Genomic DNA, 21,140 nt, shown 5'->3' with positions numbered 1-21,140 from the left:
ACAGACCAGGAGCGAACCGTCGCGCGCAGAGCCGCACCGAGCGGGCGAAGCGAGTCGATGTGTCGCTCAACGACCGGATAACACAAGGAGAAACAACGAAGATGGCTGAGATCTTCTACGACGCCGACGCCGACCTGAGCATCGTCCAGAACAAGAAGGTGGCGATCGTGGGCTACGGCTCGCAGGGCCACGCGCACGCTCTGAACCTCCGCGACTCGGGGGTCGAGGTCGTCATCGCGCTCAAGGAAGGCTCGAAGTCGACCGAGAAGGCGCAGGACGAGGGCTTCGAGGTCAAGTCGGTGGCCGACGCCGCCGAGTGGGCCGACCTCATCATGATCCTGGCGCCCGACCAGCACCAGCGCTCGATCTACAACGAGAGCATCAAGGACAAGCTGAGCGCCGGCAAGACGCTCGCCTTCGCGCACGGGTTCAACATCCGCTTCGGATACATCCAGGCGCCCGAAGGCGTGGATGTCATCCTCGTCGCGCCGAAGGCGCCCGGCCACACGGTCCGTCGTGAGTACGTCGCGGGCCGCGGCATCCCCGACATCATCGCCGTCGAGCGGGACGCCTCCGGCACCGCATGGCAGACGGCCCTGTCGTACGCCAAGGCCATCGGCGGCACGCGCGCCGGCGTCATCAAGACCACCTTCACCGAGGAGACCGAGACCGACCTGTTCGGCGAGCAGGCCGTCCTGTGCGGTGGCGTGTCGCAGCTCGTGCAGTACGGCTTCGAGACCCTCACCGAGGCCGGCTACCAGCCGCAGATCGCCTACTTCGAGGTGCTCCACGAGCTGAAGCTCATCGTCGACCTCATGTGGGAGGGCGGCATCGCCAAGCAGCGCTGGTCGGTCTCCGACACCGCCGAGTACGGCGACTACGTGTCGGGCCCGCGCGTGATCGACCCGCACGTCAAGGAGAACATGCAGGCGGTCCTCGCCGACATCCAGTCGGGTGCGTTCGCGAAGCGGTTCATCGACGACCAGGACAACGGCGCGAAGGAGTTCCTCGAGCTGCGCGAGAAGGCGGCTCAGCACCCGATCGAGGCGGTCGGCAAGGAGCTGCGCGCGCTGTTCGCGTGGAAGCAGCAGGACGAGGGCTACGTCGAGGGCTCCGCGGCGCGCTGATCCTCGCCGTCAACAGGCCAGGGCCGTCCCCCACAAGGGGACGGCCCTTTCTCATGCGGCGTCACGTAGGATCCCGTGGTGCCCACGACCCCCGAGATCAGCCGCCGGACGCCTGCAGGGCGCCGGTCGCTCGCGTCCCTCGTAGCCGGCATGCTGCTCGCGATGCTCGTCGCCGTCGGCGGCGTCCCGGCGCCCGCGGCCGCGTACGACGAAGGTGCGATCGTCGCGCTCGCGAACGACGCGCGCGCGGCCAACGGCCTGGGAGGCCTCGTCCGCAACGGCGCGCTGGATGCCGTCGCGCTGCATTGGGCCGAGCAGATGGCTTCGAGCGGCACGCTCAGCCACAACCCGTCGGTGGGTCAGCAGATCCCTGGCGGGTGGACGCGCTGGGGCGAGAATGTCGCGCAGGGCTACGCCGGCGGCGCCGCCGTGCACGAAGGATGGATGAATTCGCCCGGGCACCGCGCCAACATCCTCGGCGGGTTCACCGACATCGGCGTCGCGCTGATCGCCGCCGGCGGCACGACGTGGGCCGTGCAGGTCTTCGCGACCTACCCGGGCAGCGGCCTGCCGGCTCCGGCGCCGCCTGCCGCCGCCCCCCAGCCGGCGCCCGCCGCTCCGGCTCCTGCCGCCCCTGCGGAGGCTCCGCCCCCGGCGGCCCCCGCACCCCAGCCGTCCGAGACGGCGCCGCCTCCCACGCCGGCGCCGTCGAGCCCGACGGCGGCGGCGTCGCCATCGGAGAGCGCGTCGCCACGCCCGACGGCCACCGCGCGCGTCACGGCAGCTCAGAAGACGGCCGCGGCGGCAGCTCCGCCGGCCCCCGCTTGGCCCTGGCTCGTCGGCGCCCTCTCCGTCGGCCTGGCAGCGGGGCTCCTCATCCCGCCTGTGCGGCGTCTGCTCGGTCGCGCCCGCTGATCGGGTCGTCCTCGCATCTCCCTCGCCGCACGTCCGCTCTCAGACATCCGATGTCTGTGGCAGGATAGGGGCACCCCTACAGGAAGGCGACGATGCGACGGCGATGGTTCGACGAAGCGCGGTTCGGCATGTTCGTGCACTTCGGTCTGTACAGCGCGGCGGCGCGCCATGAATGGGTGCAGAACTACGAGAAGCTGACGGACGCGGAATACCGCCCGTACTTCGACCACTTCCATCCCGATCTCTTCGACGCCCGTGCATTGGCGCGTCGGGCGAAGGAGACGGGCATGGGCTATGTCGTGCTCACCACCAAGCACCATGACGGCTTCGCACTGTGGGACACCGCGCACAGCGACTTCAACGCCGTCGCCGCGTGCGGACGCGACCTGGTGCGCGAGTACGTCGACGCGCTGCGTGCCGAAGGTCTCCGCGTCGGGCTGTACCACTCGCTCATCGACTGGCATCACCCTGACTTCACCGTCGACTGGAATCACCCCCGCCGCGATGACCCCCAGGCGATCGCCGGGAACGCCGACCGCGACATGAACCGCTACCGGGAGTTCCTGCACGGTCAGGTGCGGGAGCTGCTGACCGGCTACGGCGAGATCGACTATCTGTTCTTCGACTTCACCTACCCCGAGGAGCGCGACGGCCTCGCCGGCAAGTCGCCCGAGGACTGGGACGCCGAGGGGCTGCTGGCCCTCTGTCGGGAACTGCAGCCGGACATGATCGTCAACGACAGGCTCGGCATCCCGGGTGACTTCGTCACACCCGAGCAGTACCAGCCGACCTCGCCGCTGAGCCGGGACGGCGTTCCTCTGGTGTGGGAAGCGTGTCAGACGATGAACGGCTCCTGGGGGTACCACCGCGACAACACGGACCAGAAGCCCGCGACCCTCCTGGTCCAGATGCTGGCGGACTCGGTGTCGATGGACGGCAACATGCTGCTGAACGTCGGCCCGGATGGCCGCGGAGCCATCGCGCCGCGCGACGAGAGGACGCTCCGGGAGATCGGGGAGTGGATGCGCCTGCACCGCGATGCCATCGTCGGAGCCGGGCACGCTGATGCCCGCCCGCCGCGGGAGGGCGTGTACACCCGTCGCGGGGACCGTCTGTACCTCCACCTCTTCTCGTGGCCGCTGGGCTTCGTGCATCTGCCGGGCCTGGCGGGCAAGGTCGGCTATGCGCGGCTGCTCAACGACGGATCGTGGCTGCGCACGACGGTGAGCGACCCGACGCAGCAAGCCGACCTCATGACGCCGGCCGGAGAGGCCGAGGGTACGCTCACCGTGCACCTTCCGGTCACCCGTCCGGATGTGCTCGTGCCGGTCATCGAGCTCACCCTGCGCGCCGACTGACGCGGGTCACGGCGCGGTCGGCAGCTCGAGGTTGTCCAGCGCCCACCGCGCGGCGCCGAAGAGGATGGCGTCCGCTCGGGTGCGCGCGGCCTCGATGCGCAGCCGCTGGGTGGCCAGGGGGTGACACGCCTCGTAGACCCGGCTGCGCACCGCGGCGATGAAGGGCTCGGACGCGCTCATGCTGCCGGTGAGGAAGACGGCGTGGGGATTGAAGAAGTTCACCACGCCCGACAGCGCCTGCCCCAGATGCGTTCCCGCCGTCCGGACCAGGCTCGTCGCCTCGGGCTCGGCGTCGCGGGCCAGGGCGAGCACATCCGCGGTTGTCGAGACCTCCGTCCATCCGCGCTCCCGCATCTGCCGCACCAGACTCGCGCCGCTGGCGACCGTCTCGAGACATCCGGTGTTCCCGCACGAGCACGGGATGTCGCCGCTGCCGTCGATGCGGGTGTGCGTGATGTCCCCGGCGGCGGCGGTCGCCCCCCGATGCACCGCGCCGTCGACGATGATGCCGCTGCCGATCGCCGTTCCGGCCTTGACCGTGATGCTGTGCCCCGTCGTGCCGAGCTGCGCGCGATGCTCGCCGAGCGCTGCGAGATTGGCGTCGTTGTCGACGGCGACCGTCACGCCGTAGCGCTCCCGCAGATGGTCCGTGACGCGGAACCCCGGCCACCCGGGCATGCGGGACGGTTGGGTCACCGTGCCGGCGTCGATGTCCACGGGACCGGGAAGGCTCACCCCGATCGCCCGGATCCGGGTTCCGCGAGCGAGCTCGTCGAAGACGTCCCCGATCGCCGCCAGCGTGGGCTCTGGCCCGTCGGCGAGCACGACCGGGATGGACCGCGTATCGAGCAGGGCCCCGCTGAGGCTGTGGACGCCGACGCGCGCGTGGCCTCCACCCAGGTCCGCTGTCAGGACGACGCCAGCCGCCTCATCGATCCCGAGCAGTCGGGGCCGGCGCCCGCCGCGGGACGTGCCATCGCCTCGCTCATGCAGCACGCCGGCGTCGATCAGGGCCTGCACCCGCAGCCCGACGGTCGAGGGGGCCAGGCCCAGAGCGGCGGCCAGCTCGGAGCGTGACCGGGCCTCGCCGGCAGCGACGAGGTGCACGATGCGACGGGACAGGTCCTCGTCTGACGAGGGGCGCTCGGTCTCTGGGGTCATGGTCCTTCTCGCGATCGTGGCGGCGACCCTGTTTCGGGTTCGTGAACGAATATCACGCGCTGTTAAACATCGGATGTTCAGGTTGCGTCGACAATCGAAACCTGACATGGTTACTTGCGTCAGAAGACTACTAGGTTTGTTCGACTGTCGAAACAACCTGACGAAGGCTGCCAGAGGAGGCATTCAATGAAGAAGATGCGCATCGGCGCGGTGGCCGCAGCCACGGGCGTAGCCGTCGTGCTCACCGGATGTGCGAGCGGCTCGGGCGGGAGCGATTCTGCAGGGGGCAAGCCCACGATCGTCGTCGACATGTGGGCAGGCAGCGAGTCCGACACCGCCGCGCTCGAGGAGCAGATCGCGATCGCGCAGAAGGAGAACCCGGATGTCGTCGTCAAGCTGCAGACGGCTCCGTGGAACGACTTCTTCACCAAGCTCACCACCAACATGGCCAGCGGCAACATGGCCTGCGTCACCGGCATGAGCGGCGCGCAGCTCGGCGGCTTCACGGACGGGTTCCGCGAGCTCACCGAGGAGGATCTCGAGACCGCGGGCCTCGACCTTGCCGACTTCAACCCGGGTGCCGAAGGCATCCTGAGCTTCGAAGGCGCACTGTACGGCCTGCCCTTCGACGTCGCGACGATGCTCGTGTTCTACAACCAGGACCTGCTGACGGCGGCGGGTGCCCCGACCCCCGAACTCGGCTGGACGTTCGACGACTTCGAGCAGATCGCCAAGGCGGCCACGACCGACGGCACCTACGGCTTCGGCATGGGCATGGGCGGCTACCAGTGGATGTCGATGCCGATCGCGTACTCCGGCAAGCAGCCGGCGTCCGAGGACGGCACGCTCCACATCGACGACAAGGACTTCGTCGACGCTGCGACCTGGTACGCGGGGCTGGTGACCGACCTCGGCGTCGCGGCGCCGGTCGCGTCGGCGTCGGACACCGGCTGGGGCGAGAACCAGTACACCGGCGGCAACGCCGCGATGGCGGTCGACGGCACCTGGAACGCGGTGAGCTACCTCGACAACGAGTCCGGATTCGCCGCCGGCATGGTTCCCCTTCCCGCAGGCGCCGATGGCAACCCGGGCCCGATCCTCGGCTCCGGCTACGGCATCTCGAAGACCTGCGAGCACCCCGAGGAGGCTCTCAAGGTGATGGGCTCGCTGCTCGGCAAGGACGCGCAGGATTACATCGCCTCGTCGGGTCGTTCGTACCCGGCCCGCACCGAGTCGCAGCCGCTGTACTTCGACTCGATCGACGAGCAGCACCGCGAACAGGTCCGGACGGTCTTCGAGTCCGCCTTCTCGACCACTGTGCCGCTGTACATGACGAAGAACTGGGAGAAGCTCGACAGCTACATCCAGCCGAACCTCGTCAGCGTCTACAACGGCCAGATGACGATGGCGGAGCTGCTGGGCAACGCTCAGTCGCAGTTCGGCAGCTGACCGTCGGCAACGAGCCGCGGCTGAGCAAGAGAGCAGAGTGATGACGACGATCACGACGAAACGTCGGGGATCGCTCGCCAGGGCCGAGGCCCGCCAGGCGCTGGGATTCGCAAGCCCAGCCCTGGTGGGGCTCGCCCTGTTCACGATCGTGCCCGTGGGGCTTTCGATCGTGATGAGCGTCTTCGACTGGCCGACGTTCGGCGACCGCACCTTCAACGGCATCGACAACTACGTCAAACTGTTCACGGCGAGCCCCGACTTCTGGCCGGCGCTGCGCAACAGCGCGGTGTACACCGTGCTGTACGTCCCCCTCAGCGTCGCGCTCTCGCTCGTGCTCGCGATCGGGCTCGGACCCCGCATCCGCGGACGGGGCGCCCTCCGCGTCCTGTTCTTCATCCCCGTCGTCGTGCCGATGGTGGCGAACGTCCTGGTGTGGAAGATGATCCTGCAGCCGCAGGGACTTCTGAACGGCATGGCGCAGGGATGGTTCGGCCTGAGCCTGCCCAACTTCCTGGCGGACCCTGCCTGGGCCATGACCATGGTCGTCGCAATGAGCGTCTGGCAGGGACTCGGCTACAACATGCTGATCTTCTCCGCCGCGCTCGAGCAGCTGCCCGACAGCGTGCTGGAGGCGGCGCGGATCGACGGCGCACGCGGGTTCCGCATGGTGTGGAGCGTCATGATCCCGATGATCTCGCCTGCGATCTTCTTCGCCACCATCATGACGATGATCACGTCTCTCCAGGTGTTCGCCCAGCCGCAGCTTCTCACCGGAGGCGGGCCCGGCAACGCCACCAAGCCCCTCGTGATGTTCATCTGGGAGCAGGGGTTCACCTTCGGCGACCTGGGACTGGCGGCGGCGGCCGCGTGGATCCTCTTCGCCATCATCATCGCGATCACCGGCGTGCAGTTCGCCGCCCAGCGCAAGTGGGTGCACTATGAGCATTGACACCGGAATCGACACGCGGACGCTGCTTCTGGCGTCGGAGGACGACGTCGTCCGCGAGGAGGCCCGGCGCCCCGCGGGGCCCACGCGCCGCGGCGACCGTGTGCGGCTCGTGATCGCGCATGTGTGCGTCTACCTCGCCGCCCTCGTCTTCGTCTCACCGCTGGTCTACGCCTTCTTCTCGGCACTCAAGCCCAACGAGGAGATCTTCTCGATGCCGCCCACCCTGATCGGGTCGCAGATCAAGTGGGGCAACTTCGCCGACGTGTTCGCGTACGGGCCGTTCTGGACCTACATCGGCAACTCGCTGTTCGTCGCGACCGCGGGCACCGTCGTGGTGCTGCTCGTCTCGACCACGGCGGGGTACGCGTTCGGCCGGCTGAGGTGGAAGGGACGCGATGCGGTCTTCCTGGTGTTCCTGGCCACCCTCATGGTGCCCGCCGAGGTGCTCGTCATCCCGATGTTCCAGGTGATGCAGTGGTTCGGCTGGGTCAACACCTACCCGGCCCTGATCCTGCCGTTCGCGTTCACGGCGTTCGGCACGTTCCTCATGCGGCAGTTCTTCCGCGGCATCCCGTTCGAGCTCGAGGAGGCGGCCCGGGTCGACGGCGCCGGGCCCTCGCGCACCTTCCTGCAGATCATCCTTCCGCTGTCCAAGTCCGCGGTCGCGGTGCTGTCGGTGTTCACGTTCCTGTCGTTCTGGAACAGCTACCTCTGGCCCCTCATCGTCACCGTCGACTACTCGCAGCTGGGCACCCTCCCCGTGGGTCTCGCGAGCTTCTCGGGCCTGACCGGCACCCGCTGGGATCTGCAGATGGCCGCAGCCATCATCTCGATGGTCCCCACGACGCTGCTGGTCGTCGTCCTCCAGAAGCACCTCGTCAAGGGCATCGCGATGGCCGGATTGGGCGGCCGATGAGCGGGGCGGCGCGACATGCCGTGGCAGGAATCGACCTCGGAGGCACCAAGACGGCCGGCGTGCTCGTCGACGCGGAGGGAACGGTCCTGGCGCGCGCGACCCGCGACACCCCCGCGCGCGTCGGAGGTGAGGCCATGGCCGAGACCGCGGCGCTGCTCGTGGAGGAGCTGTCCGCACACGCCGGCGTCCGAGCGGACGCCGTGGGTGTCGGTGCGGCGGGGGTCGTGGAGCCGGGCACGGGCAGCATCCGCGCCGCGTCCGACCTGTTCGTGGACTGGGCCGGATTCCCGCTCGGCGAGCGGCTGCGCGCCCGCCTCGAAGTGCCGGTGCGCGTCGAGAACGACGTGAACGCCTTCCTCCTCGGAGAGACGGCGTGGGGGTCGGCCCGGGGCCGGGACGTCCTGGGCGTCATGCTGGGCACCGGCGTCGGGGGAGCGCTCGTCCTCGACGGCCGCCTGCGCCACGGACCCCACGGAGCCGCCGGCGAGATCGGTCACACGCCGGGATACGGCGACCTGGTGTGCACCTGCGGTATGACCGGCCACCTGGAGACGCTCGCGTCGGGCACCTCGATCGCCCGGCGCTACACCGCCGCGACCGGGGAGCCGGTCGACGGAGCGCGTGCGGTCGCTGACCGAGCGCGAGCGGGGGATGCCGTCGCGGCTGCGATCTTCGCCGACGCCGGCCGTGCCGTGACCCTCGCGTGCGTCTCGGCTGCGACCCTCGTCGACGTCTCCCTCGCCGTGGTCGGCGGAGGCGTGGTCGCGGCCTGGGATCTCCTCGAGCCGGCCGTCGACGCGACCCTGACCTCGGACCCGCCGGTGTCCGGAGTCCCGCTGCGCATCGTTCCGGGCTCGCTGCGCGGTGACGCCGTCGTGCTCGGTGCGGCGGCCCTCGTCGCCTCCACCGCCGGAACGCCCTTCCCGAATCACACAGAAAGCGAGCTCGTCCGTGACGTCGCGTCCTGAACCCGACTCCGTCTGGAAAGGTCCCCTCGGGCCCGTCCATGAGGGCGGTCTGTCCCGACCGCGCATCGGCATCGGCGGCATCTCGATCGAATCCAGCACCTTCTCGCCCCACATCTCCGGGGACGAGGCGTTCATCGTGCGCACCGGGGAGGATCTGCTGGCCTACTACCCCTTCCTCGCCGAGGGGGAACCGCTGCGCCAGGCCGCGGACTGGGTGCCTCTGACCCATGGTCGTTCCCTGCCGGGCGGTGCGGTCGCACCTGAGACCTACGCCCGGATGAAGCAGGCGATCGTGGACGGCATCCGCGAGCACGGCCCCTTCGACGCGTTCTTCTTCGACATCCACGGGGCCATGAGCGTCGTCGGCATGGACGACGCCGAGGGCGACCTCGCCGTCGCGGTGCGCGATGCGCTCGGTCCCGATGCCCTGGTCTCGACGTCGATGGACCTGCACGGCAATGTGTCGGATGCGCTGTTCGACGCCGTCGATCTGCTCACGTGCTACCGCATGGCACCCCACGAGGACTGGCTGAACACCAAGCAGCGCGCCGTTCACAACCTGCTCGAGCGCCTGCGGGCCCCCTACGGATCCGACCCCGACGCCAGGCGCCCCCTCAAGGCGTGGGTGCGCGTCCCGGTCCTCCTACCGGGGGAGAAGACGAGCACGCGCATCGAGCCCGCGCGGTCGCTGTACGCCATGCTCCCGGACGTCGAGGAACTCGACGGCGTGGTGGACGCCGCAATCTGGGTCGGCTACGCGTGGGCGGACGAGCCCCGGTGCCATGCCACGGTGATCGTGACCGGAGACGACCGCGCGACGATCGCCCGCGAGGCGGAACGACTCGCCCGCCGGTACTGGGATGCCCGCGCCGAGTTCGCGTTCGTCGGACCCACCGCTTCGCTGGACGCGGCCCTCGACGTCGCGCTCGCCCCGAACGCTCCGCGTCCGTATGTCATCTCGGACTCCGGCGACAATCCGACCGCCGGCGGTGCCGGCGACGTCTCGTGGACGCTCGGACGGCTGCTCGAGCGCGAGGACCTCGCCGATGGGTCGCGGACCGTGATCGCGGCATCCGTCTTCGATCCCGCCGCGGTGGACGAGGCGGTGGCGGCGGGCGTCGGAGCGACCGTCACCGTGCATGTCGGGGGGCGCGTCGACCCCGGCCCGCGCGGCCCGGTCGAGCTCACCGGCGAGGTCGTCTCGGTCACGTCCGGAGATCCCGTGGCAGGGACGCAGGTCGTCGTGCGCCGAGGCGCGGTGCACGCGGTCGTGACCGAGCGACGCAAGCCCTTCCACCACCTCGACGATTTCCGCATGCTGGGTCTGGAACCGGAGGCTGCCGACATCGTGATCGTCAAGATCGGCTACCTGGAGCCCGAGCTGTACGACCTGGCGGCGGGATGGACCATCGCGCTGACCCCGGGCGGCGTCGACCAGGACCTGCTGCGCCTGGGACACGCGCGTCTGCGGCCCGGCGTCTACCCGTTCGACACGTCCGACGAGCACCCCGACCTCGCTCCCGTCGTCACCCGGCGGCAGGGGACGGAGGTGCGAGCGTGAACTTCGAGACCCGCACCGGTCCGGATCTCGGCGAGGCGACGCCGGTCTACCCCGACGCGACGGTGCCGGAATGGTATCGCGACGCCAAGCTCGGCTTCTTCGTGCACTGGGGCCTCTACTCGGTGCCGGCCTGGGCGCCGGCTCATCCCCCCGGCGGTGTGCCGGTCGAGGACGCCTACGCCCACCATCAGTACGCCGAGTGGTACGGGAACACCGTGCGGATTCCGGACAGCCCCACCTGGCGGCGCCATCAGGAGCTCTACGGCACCGGCACCAGCTATGAGGATCTGGCCGACCGCTGGGACCCCGCCGACTTCGACGCGGATGCCTTCGTAGCGGTGCTTCTGAAGGCGGGGGCCCGCTACGTCATCCCGACGACCAAGCACCACGATGGCTTCTGCCTGTGGGACACCGCCACGACCGGGTTCAACGCGGCTCGTCGAGGACCCCGCCGCGACCTGATCCGCGAGCTCCACGACGCCATCCGTCGGCAGCGCGCCCGCTTCGGGGTCTACTTCTCGGGCGCCCTGGACTGGCACGTGAGCGACTTCCCGCCCATCGAATCAGACACGGACCTGTTCCGCTTCCGCCGCAGCGACGAGTGGTTCTCGCGCTACGCCGCGGCCCAGCTGGAGGAGCTGGTCGAGCGCTTCCGGCCGGACGTGCTGTGGAACGACATCGAATGGCCGGACGGCGGCAAGGGCGAGGACGAGTACGCCGTCGCCGCGCTGCTGCGTCGCTACTTCGACGCGGTTCCGGAGGGCACGGTCAACGATCGCTGGGGCGTGCCGCGACACGGATTCCTCACGCGCGAGTACACGCACGTGCCCGACATCCTGGAGCACCCGTGGGAGTCCACCCGCGGACTGGGGTACTCCTTCGGCTACAACCAGGCCGAGGACGCCGGCCACTCGCTCTCGGGCGCCGAGCTGATCCGTCTGCTCGCGGACGTCGTCAGCAAGAACGGCAACCTCCTGATCAACGTCGGTCCGCGCGCGGACGGCTCGATCCCCGAGCTGCAGCAGCGGGCTATGGCCCAGCTCGGTGGCTGGTTGCGCGTGAACGGGCACGCCGTCTACGGCACACGGCCGTGGGTGCGTGCCTCGGAGGGGGTCGGCGCGCCGCGCGCGTACACCGGCGCCGACGGCGTCGTGAACGTCATCGCGCTCGATCCCGCCGTCGGCGTCCTCGACCTGCCGGCCGAGCTCGCGGGCGGACGCGGCACCTGGGCGGACGGCGCCGCGGCGGTGTTCGAGCGAGGGCCGGACGGCCGCGTGGAAGCCGTGGTGCCCGCGGCGCTGCGCGGCGAGCCGGCCGTCGCGCTGAGGGTGGACCTGTGAGCGTCGCGGTCGAGATCGCGGTCCAGGACGCCGCCGGCGCACGCGCGGCGATCGCGGCCGGCGCGGACCGTGTCGAACTGTGCCAGGCGCTCGGCGTGGGCGGTCTCACCCCCTCGATCGGGCTCATCGACGCGGTCTGCGCTGCCATCGGCGCCGAACGCGTCAACGTGCTGGTCCGTCCGCGCGGCGGCGGCTTCGTCTACGATGCCGAGGAGATCGCCCTGGTCGCCTCGGACGTGCGCGCGTGCGTCGCGCGCGGCGTCGGGGGCGTCGTCGTCGGCGCACTCGATGCCCACGGACGCGTCGACCGTGATGCGCTGCGGCGATGGCAGGATGCCGCCGGCCCGGCCGCCCTCGTGTTCCACCGGGCGATCGACGCGTCGCCCTTCCCGGACGACGTGCTCGACGTGCTGGTCGCCGAGTCCGTCGACCGCGTGCTCACATCCGGCGGCGCAGCCCGCAGCATCGAGGGCGTCCACCGGCTGGAGCACTATGTCCGTCGCGCCGGCGCGTCGGTCGAGATCATGGCCGGCGGGGGAGTGGCGCCGCAGGACATCCCGGCGCTCCTTCGCGCCGGGGTCGGCGCGGTCCACCTGTCGGCGCGCGGACGCTCCACGTCGTCGTCCTCTTCGGGGCCCGGCGGGGGTGCGGACGGTCACGACGTCACGGACGCGTCGGTCGTGGCCGCCGCCGTCGCCGCCGCGCGAGGCTGACCGATACGCTGAGTGCGTGGCATCCGGACGCGACGACGACGCCCTCACCTGGGACGGCGACGACGACCCCACGCTCGCGGCCGCGTCGTCGGCTCGCCCCGGCCAGCACGACACCGAGCCCGAGACGGTGGTGCTTCCCGAGGGATACACGGCCGTCGGCAAAGGCAGCGATCGCATCGGCGGTGCTGCGACCGATGAGGACGTGGACGCCGACGACGCTCCTGCGCCGCGGCGGGAGGCCGCAGCGCCGGTCCGCGACCGTCCGCTCGGGAACGTGGCGCTGGTGAGCCTCGGCGTGCTCGGGGGCATCTACCTGCTGTTCACCGTCGGCTGGATCATCGGCGGCATCCGGCTCGATCCGATCGCCGTGCTGCTGGTCTCGCCGGCCGCGTCGGTCCCCGCGGTGTGGTTGGCGGTCCTCGCCCCGGCACTGTGGTTCGTCACCGTGTTCCTGGTGACGCGGAGATCTCCGGCGTGGCTGCGCTTCACGCTGCTCGGCGTGGGCGTGCTGCTGCTGGTGCCGTGGCCGTTCATCATGCTCGGGGCGGTGGGTTCATGACCGCGGACCAGGCGGCGACGCCGCGGACCCCCACGTGGCTGATCGCCACGATCGCGGGCGGATTCGGTCTGTTCTACGCGTACGCCGTCTGGAACGCCGTGGCGTTCCTCGTCGAGCAGGCGACAGGCGTGCTGGGGCTGAACGGTCTCGGCTGGGCGGTGCTGCTGTTCGCCGTGGCGTTCCCCATCCTCGTCTTCGCGATCGCTCTCGGCGTGGGGATGAAGCGCCCGCCCGGCCATTTCGCCCTCATCCTTCTGACCGGGCTCGGCCTCGTCGCCGTCTTCTGGCTCGATGTGGTCGCGTACGCCTTCGCCTACGGGACCTCGCTCGTCGGCGGCTGACCGCGTCAGGCCGAGGGGTGCCCGACCACGCCCTTGCGCAGCAGCGCGTTGCCGTACTTGCGGGTCTCGCCGGTGCGCACGACGACGAACGCCGTGCGAGCGAGGTCGTAGTACTCGAACCGGTCGACGAACCGCGTCGAAGCCTCATCGACACCGGCTGCGGCCATGAGCTCGGCCTGCACGCCGAGCACCGCCCCGTCGGCGGAGGCCATGAGGTCCAGCGAGGGCGCGTCGTCGAGCGGGATCACCGTCCGGATCGCGGCGAGCACCTCGGGCGTCGTCGTCCCGGGAAGGGTGACGAGCCGCCGTGCCACGGTCGCGGCGGGGAAATGCGCGTCCGCGACCACGACGGCGTCGGAATGGCCCATCGCGTCCAGGTGCCAGAGCAGCTCGCCGGTCAGCAGCGGATCGATGCCTTCGAGCATGAGGGTCCTTTCGGCTCAGCGCGGGAGAAGGCCGCGGTCTGCGAGATCCTCCCACAGCGCGGCGGGGACCGGCTGCGACATCCACTCGGCATTCTGGTGCAGCTGCGCGGGACGGCTCCCGCCCACCACGACCGAGCGGACCGCGCGGTCGCGCAGCGGGAACTGTACAGCGGCGGCCGGGAGGGGCACGTCGTGCCCGTCGCACACCGCCACGATCTCGGTCAGGCGGTCCCACAGCTCGTCCGGAAGGCGTCCGTACTCGTACCGGCCATCCCTGTCGGGGCGGGGCTTGGCGAGCAGGCCGGAGTTGAAGACCGACGCGGCGACGGCATCCGTTCCCGTCGCGTGGCATGCCGGCAGGGCGTCCGCCGCGGCCGGCTGCTCGAGCAGGGTGTACCTGCCGGCGATCATGACGACGTCCAGGTCGGCGCCGGTCACCGCGGCGGTGAGCGCCTCGCTCACCATGGAGCCCACACCGACCGCGCCGACGGCGCCCTCCTCGCGCAGCGCGACGAGGGCGGGGAGCGCCTCGGCGACCGCGAGGTCGAGGTCGTGCCGCTCGGGGTCGTGCAGGTAGAGGATGTCGATGCGATCCAGTCCCAGCCGCTCGCCGGACTCGGCGAGGCTGGCGCGGATCCCGGACTCGCTGAAGTCCCACTCGCGGCGCACGTCGGTGCGCACGTGGAAGTCGTTGTCGAAATCCAGACCGCCGTCGTCCGCCGGGTTCGGCCGAAGCAGGCGCCCGGCCTTCGTCGAGAGGACGAACTCGTCGCGGGGCTTGGTCCGCAGGAACGCCCCGAGCCGCCGCTCCGACAGGCCGAGGCCGTAGTGCGGGGCGGTGTCGAAGTAGCGGATGCCGGCGTCCCACGCCGCCTCGAGGATCTCCCAGGCCTCATCGTCTGTCAGCGGGCGGAACAGATTGCCGAGGTTCGCGGCGCCGTAGCCCAGTGCCGTGAGAGACGGCGTCGCCGCAGGTCGCAGCTCAGACATGCGCCGCCTCCGTCCGCCAGGCGTACGCGAGGCGGCTCTCCGCCTTCATCTCCATGCCCGCCCCCGGCTCGAGCGGCGGCCGGTAGGCACCTCGCTGCACATCGGTCGGCACGACGAAATGCTCGTGCAGGTGGTCCACGTACTCGATCATGCGTCCCTCGCGGGATGCGCTCACGGCGACGAAGTCGAACATCGACAGGTGCTGCACGGCCTCGCACAGGCCCACGCCCCCCGCGTGGGGGCACACCGGGACGCCGAACTTCGCCGCGAGGAGCAGGTTCGCGATGTTCTCATTGACGCCGGCGACCCGCACGGCGTCGATCTGCATCACCGCGATGGCATCCGCCTGGAGCAGCTGCTTGAACACGATGCGGTTCTGAGCGTGCTCGCCGGTGGCGACGCGGACAGGCGCGATGGCACGTGCGATCTCGGCGTGGCCGAGCACATCGTCGGGGCTCGTCGGCTCCTCGACCCACGCCGGGTGGAACTCCGACAGGGCGCGGACCCAGGCGATCGCCTCATCGACCTCCCACCGCTGGTTCGCGTCGATGGCGATGGGGTAATCCGGACCGCACACCTCCCGCGCGATGCGGAACCGGCGGATGTCGTCGTCCAGGTCGGCGCCGACCTTCAGCTTGATCTGCCCGAAGCCGTCGGCGAGAGCCTCGCGGCACAGGCGCGAGAGCTTCTCGTCCGAGTAGCCGAGCCAGCCCGGCGTCGTCGTGTAGGCCGGGTACCCGGTCTCGAGGAGCTCGGCCTCGCGTGCGGCGCGCCCCGCTTCGGCATCCCGCAGGATGCGCAGCGCCTCGTCGCGGGTGAGCGCGTTGGTGAGGTAGCGGAAGTCGACGAGGTCGACGATCTCCTCCGGGGTCATGCGGGACAGCAGCTGCCACAGGGGGAGACCGGCACGCTTGGCCTTGATGTCCCACAGCGCATTGAGGACAGCGCCGATCGCCATGTGCATGACGCCCTTCTCGGGCCCGAGCCACCGCAGCTGCGAGTCGTCCATCAGCCACCGGTTCGTCTCGCCCATGCGGTCCAGGAGCGGCTCGAGGTCACGCCCGACGAGGTGGCCGACGAGGGCGTCGATCGCGGCGACCTGGACGTCGTTGCCGCGCCCGATCGTGAACACGAAGGCGTGGCCCTCGATGCCGTCGTCGGCGTCCGTCGTGATCCGCACATAGGCGGCGGAATAGTCGGGGTCCGGGTTCATGGCGTCCGAGCCGTCCAGGCTCAGCGAGGTGGGGAAGCGGATGTCGGCTGTCTCGAGCGCGACGATGCGGGTCACGGGTCACTCCTGTGTCGGCGCCACGGGATCGTGGACGTTCTCACGATAAACATCGGATGTTTATACTGTCAATTGCGCTGCCGGACTCGGTGGCGGTGGAGCGGCTGCCGACGGCGGCAGGACAGGAGGATCATGAAGTTCGCGCGTCTTGGGCCCGTCGGCGAGGAGGTCCCGGTCGTCGTCGACGGCGATCGGCACCTGGACCTGCGCCCGATCACATCGGATGTCGACGGGACGTTCCTCGCGGATGATCCCGTCGGACGGACCCGCGCGGCGATCGCAGCAGGCGCCCTTCCCGAGCTTCCGGATGCCGCCGTTCGGCGTATCGGCGCGCCCATCGCGCGACCGAGCGCCGTGGTGTGCGTCGGCATGAACTACGCCGCGCATGCGGCCGAATCGGGGTCGGCGCCGCCGGAGATCCCGATCATGTTCCTCAAGACCCCGAACACCGTCGTGGGTCCGAACGACGACGTCCAGATCCCCCGGGACTCCACCAAGACGGACTGGGAGGTGGAGCTCGGCGTCGTCATCGGTCGCCGTGCGTCGTACCTCGACGCGCCGTCCGACGCCGGCGCGCACATCGCCGGCTTCGTCGTCGCGAACGACGTGTCCGAGCGCGACTTCCAGATGGCCGTCTCGGGCGGGCAATGGTCCAAGGGCAAGTGCGCACCGGGGTTCAACCCCACCGGTCCGTGGCTCGTGACCCCCGACGAGGTCGACCACGCGGCGCTGCGGCTGCGCAGCTTCGTCAACGGCGAGCCGCGGCAGGACTCCACGACCGCCGACATGATCTTCTCGGTCGAGCACCTCGTGTGGCACCTGTCCCAGTACCTCGCCCTGGAGCCCGGCGACCTCGTGCTCACCGGCACGCCGCAGGGCGTCGCCCTGTCGGGGCGGTTCCCCTATCTGGCGCCGGGCGACGTGGTCGAGGTCGACATCGAGGGACTGGGCCGTCAGCGGCAGGTCTTCCGGGCATGGGAGCCGGTCCGATGAGCGGCGAGCTGGCGGGACTGGTCGCCGTCGTCACCGGCGGCGCGTCGGGCATCGGCGCCGCGATCGCCCGGCACCTGCACGCCGACGGAGCCGAGGTCGCCGTGCTCGACCTCGACCCGTCCGGCGCGGAGGACCGCTTCGCCGGATTCGTCGCGGACGTCTCCGACCGCGCCAGCGTCCAGGCCGCCATCGACGCGGTCGCCGCGCGCTTCGGCCGCATCGACATCGTCGTCAACAACGCCGGCATCGGTGCGCAGGGCGATGTCGCGGCGAACGACGACGCCGAGTGGGCCCGCGTGCTGTCGGTGAATGTCACGGGCGTCGCGCGGGTGACCGCCGCTGCTCTTCCGTGGCTGCGTCGCTCGCCCGCTGCTGCGGTGTGCAACACGTCCTCCATCGCCGCGACGGCCGGGCTTCCCGAGCGCGCGCTCTACAGCGCCTCGAAGGGGGCCGTGCTCTCCCTCACCCGGGCGATGGCGGCAGATCACCTGCGCGAGGGCATCCGTGTGAACGCCGTCAATCCGGGCACCGCCGACACGCCGTGGGTCGGCCGCCTGCTGGACTCGGCATCCGATCCGGCCGCCGAGCGCGCCGCGCTCGAGGCGCGCCAGCCGCACGGGCGCCTCGTGACGGCCGACGAGGTGGCAGCGGCGGTCCGCTACCTCGTGAGCCCGAGCGCCGGCTCCACGACCGGGACGTACCTCGAAGTCGACGGGGGGATGGCTGGCCTGCGGCTGCGGCCGGCGTGAAAGGTCACGTCACGCCGTAGATCCGCGCGGCGTTCCCCCACAGGATGTCGTCGGCCCGGGCGGGAACGCTCGCGGCGGCCCATCGCCGGATGAGCTGCTCCCACGCCGCGTACGGGCCCGACACCGGCCAGTCGCCCCCGAACAGGAGACGATCCGGTCCGAACGCCTCGAGCGCCGCATCCAGGAACGGGGTCAGCTGCCCGGCCGTCCAGTCGTCGCCGGCGGCCTCGGCCGGCAGGCCCGAGAGCTTGCAGGCGACGTTCGGCCGGTCGGCCAGGACCGCGAGGTCGTCGCGCCAGCGCGCGTCGGGCGCGGCCGTGACGTCCGGCTTGCCGAGATGGTCGAGGACGATCGGAAGCTCCGGCACGAGATCGGCCAGGCGCGCGACCTCGCGCAGCTGCGTGCGACGCACGCAGGCGTCGAAGACGTATCCCGCGTCGGCGACCGCGCGGGCTGCCGACACGAATCCCGCAGCGGTGGCGAACCCCGGTCCCTCGTCCTGGATGAGGCGGCGCACGCCCACCACGAGCGGACGCCGTCGCAGTTCGGCGAGCTGAGCCCCGACCTCGCCCTCCTCCATGGCGAGCCGGGCCACGATCCCGCGCACGCCGTGGACGGCCGCCGTGCTCGCCACCCAGTCCACCTCGGCGAGGCTGTCGGCCGGGGCGCATTCTGCCTGCACGAACACCGCCGCGCGCTGCGCGTCGCCCGCCTCGCGCGCGGCGTCGTGCCAGTCCTCGGCGTCGAAACGTCGGAGCAGATCGCCGCTCAGCCAGGAGTACCGGAGGAGGTCGGGATCCCAAAGGTGCAGATGGCTGTCGAGAATGCGCACGACGCCATTGTGACGGACAGGCCGTGACGAGCGCGCCGGACATGGGATGTCTCGACGAGGCGCCGTACGATGTCGGCATGGCCGTGACCGACGACGCGATCGAGAAGATCAAGGCGATGATCGTGTCGGGCGAGCTCGCCCCGGGGGATCGCCTCCCGCCGGAGAAGGAGCTCTCCGAGCGACTCGGACTCTCGCGCAACTCGATGCGGGAGGCGGTGAAGGCGCTCGAGGTGATCCGCGTGCTGGACGTGCGCCGCGGCGACGGCACCTACGTCACGAGCCTGGAGCCGCGCCTGCTGCTGGAGGCGATCTCGTTCGTCGTCGACATGCATGACGACGACTCGCTGCTGGAGGTGTTCCAGGTGCGCCGCATCCTCGAGTCGCACGCCACCGGCGCCGCGGCGCAGCGCGCCCGCGACGAGGACGTCGCGGCGCTGGAGGAGGAGCTGCGCGCGGTCGAGGCCGACACCGACATCGAGACCCTCGTCGAGCACGACGTGCGGTTCCACAGCGCGATCGTGGCGCTCGGGGGCAACCGCTACCTGGCCAGCCTCGTGGACAGCCTGACCAGCTCGACGGTCCGGGCGCGCGTGTGGCGCGGCCTGACCGAGGCGAACGCCGTCGCCCGCACTCTGCAGGAGCACCGGGCGATCGTCGATGCGATCCGCGAGCGGGACGTCGAGCTCGCGACGTCGCTGGCGACCGCTCACGTCGCCGGCGTCGAGCAGTGGCTCCGCCGCGCGCGCAGCGAGGCGTGAGGCGTCGCTCCGTCGTCATACGTCGGTGGTGCCGCGGGGCGCCCGGTAGGCTGAGACACAGCCCGCCCCCGACGGCGTGCGGCGTGGCATCCCTTCGCACATCGTTCGCGCGTCGCGCGCGCCGCCCCCTAAGGATCCACTCGTGACGAAGCCCGTCGTCCTGATCGCCGAAGAACTCTCTCCCGCCACGATCGACGCCCTCGGGCCCGACTTCGACGTGCGTCACGTGGATGGGACGGACCGGCCGGCGCTGCTGGCGGCGCTGGCGGACGCGAACGCGGTGCTGATCCGCTCGGCGACGAAGATCGACGCCGAGGCGATCGCCGCGGCGCCGGTCCTCAAGGTCGTCGCCCGCGCCGGCGTCGGCCTCGACAACGTGGACATCAAGACCGCCACGACGGCCGGCGTCATGGTCGTCAACGCGCCGACGTCCAACATCATCTCGGCGGCGGAGCTGACCGTCGGCCACATCCTCAGCCTCGCGCGCCGCATCCCCGCCGCACACGCGTCCCTGGCATCGGGGCAGTGGAAGCGCAGCGCCTACACCGGCACCGAGCTGTTCGAGAAGACGGTCGGCATCATCGGGCTCGGCCGCATCGGCGCGCTGATCGCGGCGCGCCTGCAGGGGTTCGACATGAAGGTCGTCGCGTACGACCCGTACGTCACGAGCGCCCGCGCGCAGCAGCTGGGCGTGCAGCTGGTGACACTCGACGAGCTGCTGCAGCAGAGCGACTTCGTCACGATCCACATGCCCAAGACGCCGGAGACGACGGGAATGATCGGCGCCGAGCAGTTCCGCCTGATGAAGCCCACGGCGTTCGTGGTCAACGTCGCGCGCGGCGGCCTGATCGACGAGGCGGCGCTGCATGAGGCGCTGACGACCGGTGAGATCGCCGGAGCCGGCCTCGACGTCTTCACCACCGAGCCGCCCGCCGAGGGCGGCACGGCGGCCGCGCTCCTCGACCTCCCGAACGTCGTCGTCACCCCCCACCTCGGTGCCTCCACCGACGAGGCGCAGGAGAAGGCGGGCGTGTCGGTGGCCCGTTCGGTCCGGCTCGCCTTGGGAGGCGAGCTCGTGCCCGACGCCGTGAACGTCGCCGGCGGCGTCATCGACCCGTACGTGCGTCCTGGCATCCCGCTGGTGGAGAAGCTCGGTCAGATCTTCGCCGCCCTCGCGCACTCGCCCCTGACGAGCCTCGATGTCGAGGTGCACGGCGAGCTCAATGCCTATGACGTCAGCGTGCTCAAGCTCGCCGCGCTCAAGGGCGTCTTCACGAACATCGTCAGCGAGACGGTGTCGTACGTCAACGCGCCGCTGCTGGCCGAGCAGCGCGGCGTCGAGGTGCGCCTGATCGTCGACGACGTGTCGGACGAGTACCGCAACGTCATCACGCTCCGCGGCGCGCTGTCGGACGGTTCGCAGCTGGCCGTCTCGGGGACGCTCACCGGCACGAAGCAGGTCGAGAAGCTCGTGGGCATCAACGACTACGCCATCGAGCTCCCCATCGAGAAGCACCACGTCGTCATGCTCTACACCGACCGCCCCGGCATCGTCGCGGTCTACGGGCAGAAGTTCGGCGAAGCGGGCATCAACATCGCCGGCATGCAGATCGCGCGCCGGGAGGCCGGCGGGCAGGCGCTGTCCGTGCTGACGGTCGACTCCCCGGTGGCCGATGACCTCCTCGAGGAGGTCCGGTCGGCGATCCAGGCCGACCTGTTCCGCCAGATCGAGATCACCGAGTCGTGAG

At 70.7% G+C, this 21,140-nt stretch carries 21 protein-coding genes; 16 read left to right on the top strand and 5 right to left on the bottom strand.

Annotation, left to right across the window (positions count from 1 at the left end):
* The first annotated feature begins 101 nt into the window (after positions 1–101).
* The 3 genes from ilvC (at position 102) to AC5RVZ_RS16725 (ending at position 3,400) form a co-directional block, all read left to right on the top strand.
* Complete coding sequence (gene ilvC, locus AC5RVZ_RS16735; RefSeq protein ID WP_494066887.1) at positions 102–1,127, top strand: ketol-acid reductoisomerase; 1,026 nt, start codon at positions 102–104, stop codon at positions 1,125–1,127.
* A 78-nt stretch (positions 1,128–1,205) separates the two neighbouring features.
* The gene (locus AC5RVZ_RS16730; RefSeq protein WP_494066886.1) at positions 1,206–2,042 is read left to right on the top strand and encodes a CAP domain-containing protein; all 837 of its coding nucleotides are present in this window, start codon (positions 1,206–1,208) and stop codon (positions 2,040–2,042) included.
* A gap of 92 nt (positions 2,043–2,134) precedes the next feature.
* Positions 2,135–3,400 carry an alpha-L-fucosidase gene (locus AC5RVZ_RS16725; protein WP_494066885.1) on the top strand — a complete coding sequence of 422 codons (1,266 nt, stop codon included), beginning with the start codon at positions 2,135–2,137 and terminating at the stop codon, positions 3,398–3,400.
* A gap of 6 nt (positions 3,401–3,406) precedes the next feature.
* On the opposite strand, the gene AC5RVZ_RS16720 is transcribed toward AC5RVZ_RS16725, so the two are convergent.
* Positions 3,407–4,561: an ROK family transcriptional regulator gene (locus tag AC5RVZ_RS16720; protein ID WP_494066884.1), complete on the bottom strand. Its 1,155-nt coding sequence runs from the start codon at positions 4,559–4,561 to the stop codon at positions 3,407–3,409.
* A 186-nt stretch (positions 4,562–4,747) separates the two neighbouring features.
* On the opposite strand from AC5RVZ_RS16720, the gene AC5RVZ_RS16715 reads away from it, so the two are divergent.
* Genes AC5RVZ_RS16715 through AC5RVZ_RS16675 form a run of 9 tightly spaced genes read left to right on the top strand, consistent with a single transcriptional unit; the run spans position 4,748 to position 13,357 of the window.
* Positions 4,748–6,010, top strand: a complete 1,263-nt coding sequence (locus tag AC5RVZ_RS16715; protein WP_494066883.1) for an ABC transporter substrate-binding protein — start codon at positions 4,748–4,750, stop codon at positions 6,008–6,010.
* A gap of 40 nt (positions 6,011–6,050) precedes the next feature.
* On the top strand, positions 6,051–6,959 hold the full coding sequence (locus AC5RVZ_RS16710; RefSeq protein ID WP_494066882.1) for a carbohydrate ABC transporter permease: 909 nt from the start codon (positions 6,051–6,053) through the stop codon (positions 6,957–6,959).
* Positions 6,949–7,875: a carbohydrate ABC transporter permease gene (locus AC5RVZ_RS16705; RefSeq protein ID WP_494066881.1), complete on the top strand. Its 927-nt coding sequence runs from the start codon at positions 6,949–6,951 to the stop codon at positions 7,873–7,875. Before AC5RVZ_RS16710 ends, AC5RVZ_RS16705 begins: the two co-directional genes overlap by 11 nt.
* A 20-nt stretch (positions 7,876–7,895) precedes the next feature.
* Positions 7,896–8,843 (top strand): ROK family protein, encoded by a 948-nt coding sequence (locus tag AC5RVZ_RS16700; RefSeq protein WP_494066880.1) that lies wholly within the window; start codon positions 7,896–7,898, stop codon positions 8,841–8,843.
* Complete coding sequence (locus AC5RVZ_RS16695; RefSeq protein ID WP_494066879.1) at positions 8,827–10,404, top strand: M81 family metallopeptidase; 1,578 nt, start codon at positions 8,827–8,829, stop codon at positions 10,402–10,404. The genes AC5RVZ_RS16700 and AC5RVZ_RS16695 overlap by 17 nt, the downstream gene beginning before the upstream one ends.
* Positions 10,401–11,744, top strand: coding sequence for an alpha-L-fucosidase (locus tag AC5RVZ_RS16690; RefSeq protein ID WP_494066878.1), 1,344 nt, complete (start codon positions 10,401–10,403; stop codon positions 11,742–11,744). The genes AC5RVZ_RS16695 and AC5RVZ_RS16690 overlap by 4 nt, the downstream gene beginning before the upstream one ends.
* The gene (locus AC5RVZ_RS16685) at positions 11,741–12,457 is read left to right on the top strand and encodes a copper homeostasis protein CutC (protein WP_494066877.1); all 717 of its coding nucleotides are present in this window, start codon (positions 11,741–11,743) and stop codon (positions 12,455–12,457) included. The genes AC5RVZ_RS16690 and AC5RVZ_RS16685 overlap by 4 nt, the downstream gene beginning before the upstream one ends.
* A 16-nt stretch (positions 12,458–12,473) precedes the next feature.
* Positions 12,474–13,016: a DNA polymerase III subunit gamma/tau gene (locus AC5RVZ_RS16680; protein WP_494066876.1), complete on the top strand. Its 543-nt coding sequence runs from the start codon at positions 12,474–12,476 to the stop codon at positions 13,014–13,016.
* Positions 13,013–13,357: a hypothetical protein gene (locus AC5RVZ_RS16675; protein WP_494066875.1), complete on the top strand. Its 345-nt coding sequence runs from the start codon at positions 13,013–13,015 to the stop codon at positions 13,355–13,357. The genes AC5RVZ_RS16680 and AC5RVZ_RS16675 overlap by 4 nt, the downstream gene beginning before the upstream one ends.
* 5 nt (positions 13,358–13,362) lie before the next feature.
* Here AC5RVZ_RS16675 and AC5RVZ_RS16670 read toward each other — a convergent pair whose 3' ends face one another.
* From AC5RVZ_RS16670 to AC5RVZ_RS16660, 3 genes are read right to left on the bottom strand one after another with little or no spacing between them, the layout of a single operon-like run.
* On the bottom strand, positions 13,363–13,782 hold the full coding sequence (locus tag AC5RVZ_RS16670; protein ID WP_494066874.1) for an RbsD/FucU family protein: 420 nt from the start codon (positions 13,780–13,782) through the stop codon (positions 13,363–13,365).
* 15 nt (positions 13,783–13,797) lie between these two features.
* Positions 13,798–14,772: an aldo/keto reductase gene (locus AC5RVZ_RS16665; protein WP_494066873.1), complete on the bottom strand. Its 975-nt coding sequence runs from the start codon at positions 14,770–14,772 to the stop codon at positions 13,798–13,800.
* The gene (locus tag AC5RVZ_RS16660) at positions 14,765–16,060 is read right to left on the bottom strand and encodes an enolase C-terminal domain-like protein (protein ID WP_494066872.1); all 1,296 of its coding nucleotides are present in this window, start codon (positions 16,058–16,060) and stop codon (positions 14,765–14,767) included. Before AC5RVZ_RS16660 ends, AC5RVZ_RS16665 begins: the two co-directional genes overlap by 8 nt.
* Positions 16,061–16,192: 132 nt before the next feature.
* Here AC5RVZ_RS16660 and AC5RVZ_RS16655 point away from each other — a divergent pair, with 132 nt between their 5' ends.
* Both AC5RVZ_RS16655 and AC5RVZ_RS16650 read left to right on the top strand, forming a co-directional pair.
* Positions 16,193–17,053, top strand: a complete 861-nt coding sequence (locus AC5RVZ_RS16655; protein ID WP_494066871.1) for a fumarylacetoacetate hydrolase family protein — start codon at positions 16,193–16,195, stop codon at positions 17,051–17,053.
* Entirely contained in the window at positions 17,050–17,802 is a 753-nt protein-coding gene (locus tag AC5RVZ_RS16650; protein ID WP_494066870.1) for an SDR family NAD(P)-dependent oxidoreductase, read from the top strand. Before AC5RVZ_RS16655 ends, AC5RVZ_RS16650 begins: the two co-directional genes overlap by 4 nt.
* Positions 17,803–17,806: 4 nt before the next feature.
* Here AC5RVZ_RS16650 and AC5RVZ_RS16645 read toward each other — a convergent pair whose 3' ends face one another.
* Positions 17,807–18,634, bottom strand: a complete 828-nt coding sequence (locus AC5RVZ_RS16645; RefSeq protein ID WP_494066869.1) for an amidohydrolase family protein — start codon at positions 18,632–18,634, stop codon at positions 17,807–17,809.
* Positions 18,635–18,711: 77 nt separating this feature from the next.
* On the opposite strand from AC5RVZ_RS16645, the gene AC5RVZ_RS16640 reads away from it, so the two are divergent.
* Together AC5RVZ_RS16640 and serA are read left to right on the top strand one after the other, a co-directional pair.
* On the top strand, positions 18,712–19,392 hold the full coding sequence (locus AC5RVZ_RS16640; RefSeq protein ID WP_494066868.1) for a FadR/GntR family transcriptional regulator: 681 nt from the start codon (positions 18,712–18,714) through the stop codon (positions 19,390–19,392).
* 142 nt (positions 19,393–19,534) lie between these two features.
* Positions 19,535–21,139 (top strand): phosphoglycerate dehydrogenase, encoded by a 1,605-nt coding sequence (serA, locus tag AC5RVZ_RS16635; RefSeq protein WP_494066867.1) that lies wholly within the window; start codon positions 19,535–19,537, stop codon positions 21,137–21,139.
* The last annotated feature ends 1 nt before the right edge of the window (position 21,140 follow it).

It is taken from the genome of Arthrobacter sp. Cza30 (genome assembly GCF_059090765.1).
Note: the sequence above shows the minus strand (reverse complement) of the source record. Positions and strands in the feature narration are given on the sequence as shown.

What these genes read in the sequence shown, in the direction of transcription:
- ilvC (WP_494066887.1), top strand. Translation starts at nt 102, where the DNA reads ATGGCTGAGATCTTCTACGACGCCGACGCCGACCTGAGCATCGTCCAG.
- AC5RVZ_RS16725 (WP_494066885.1), top strand. Translation starts at nt 2,135, where the DNA reads ATGCGACGGCGATGGTTCGACGAAGCGCGGTTCGGCATGTTCGTGCAC.
- AC5RVZ_RS16720 (WP_494066884.1), bottom strand. Translation starts at nt 4,561, where the DNA reads ATGACCCCAGAGACCGAGCGCCCCTCGTCAGACGAGGACCTGTCCCGT.
- AC5RVZ_RS16715 (WP_494066883.1), top strand. Translation starts at nt 4,748, where the DNA reads ATGAAGAAGATGCGCATCGGCGCGGTGGCCGCAGCCACGGGCGTAGCC.
- AC5RVZ_RS16710 (WP_494066882.1), top strand. Translation starts at nt 6,051, where the DNA reads ATGACGACGATCACGACGAAACGTCGGGGATCGCTCGCCAGGGCCGAG.
- AC5RVZ_RS16705 (WP_494066881.1), top strand. Translation starts at nt 6,949, where the DNA reads ATGAGCATTGACACCGGAATCGACACGCGGACGCTGCTTCTGGCGTCG.
- AC5RVZ_RS16675 (WP_494066875.1), top strand. Translation starts at nt 13,013, where the DNA reads ATGACCGCGGACCAGGCGGCGACGCCGCGGACCCCCACGTGGCTGATC.
- AC5RVZ_RS16670 (WP_494066874.1), bottom strand. Translation starts at nt 13,782, where the DNA reads ATGCTCGAAGGCATCGATCCGCTGCTGACCGGCGAGCTGCTCTGGCAC.
- AC5RVZ_RS16665 (WP_494066873.1), bottom strand. Translation starts at nt 14,772, where the DNA reads ATGTCTGAGCTGCGACCTGCGGCGACGCCGTCTCTCACGGCACTGGGC.
- AC5RVZ_RS16655 (WP_494066871.1), top strand. Translation starts at nt 16,193, where the DNA reads ATGAAGTTCGCGCGTCTTGGGCCCGTCGGCGAGGAGGTCCCGGTCGTC.
- AC5RVZ_RS16650 (WP_494066870.1), top strand. Translation starts at nt 17,050, where the DNA reads ATGAGCGGCGAGCTGGCGGGACTGGTCGCCGTCGTCACCGGCGGCGCG.
- AC5RVZ_RS16640 (WP_494066868.1), top strand. Translation starts at nt 18,712, where the DNA reads ATGGCCGTGACCGACGACGCGATCGAGAAGATCAAGGCGATGATCGTG.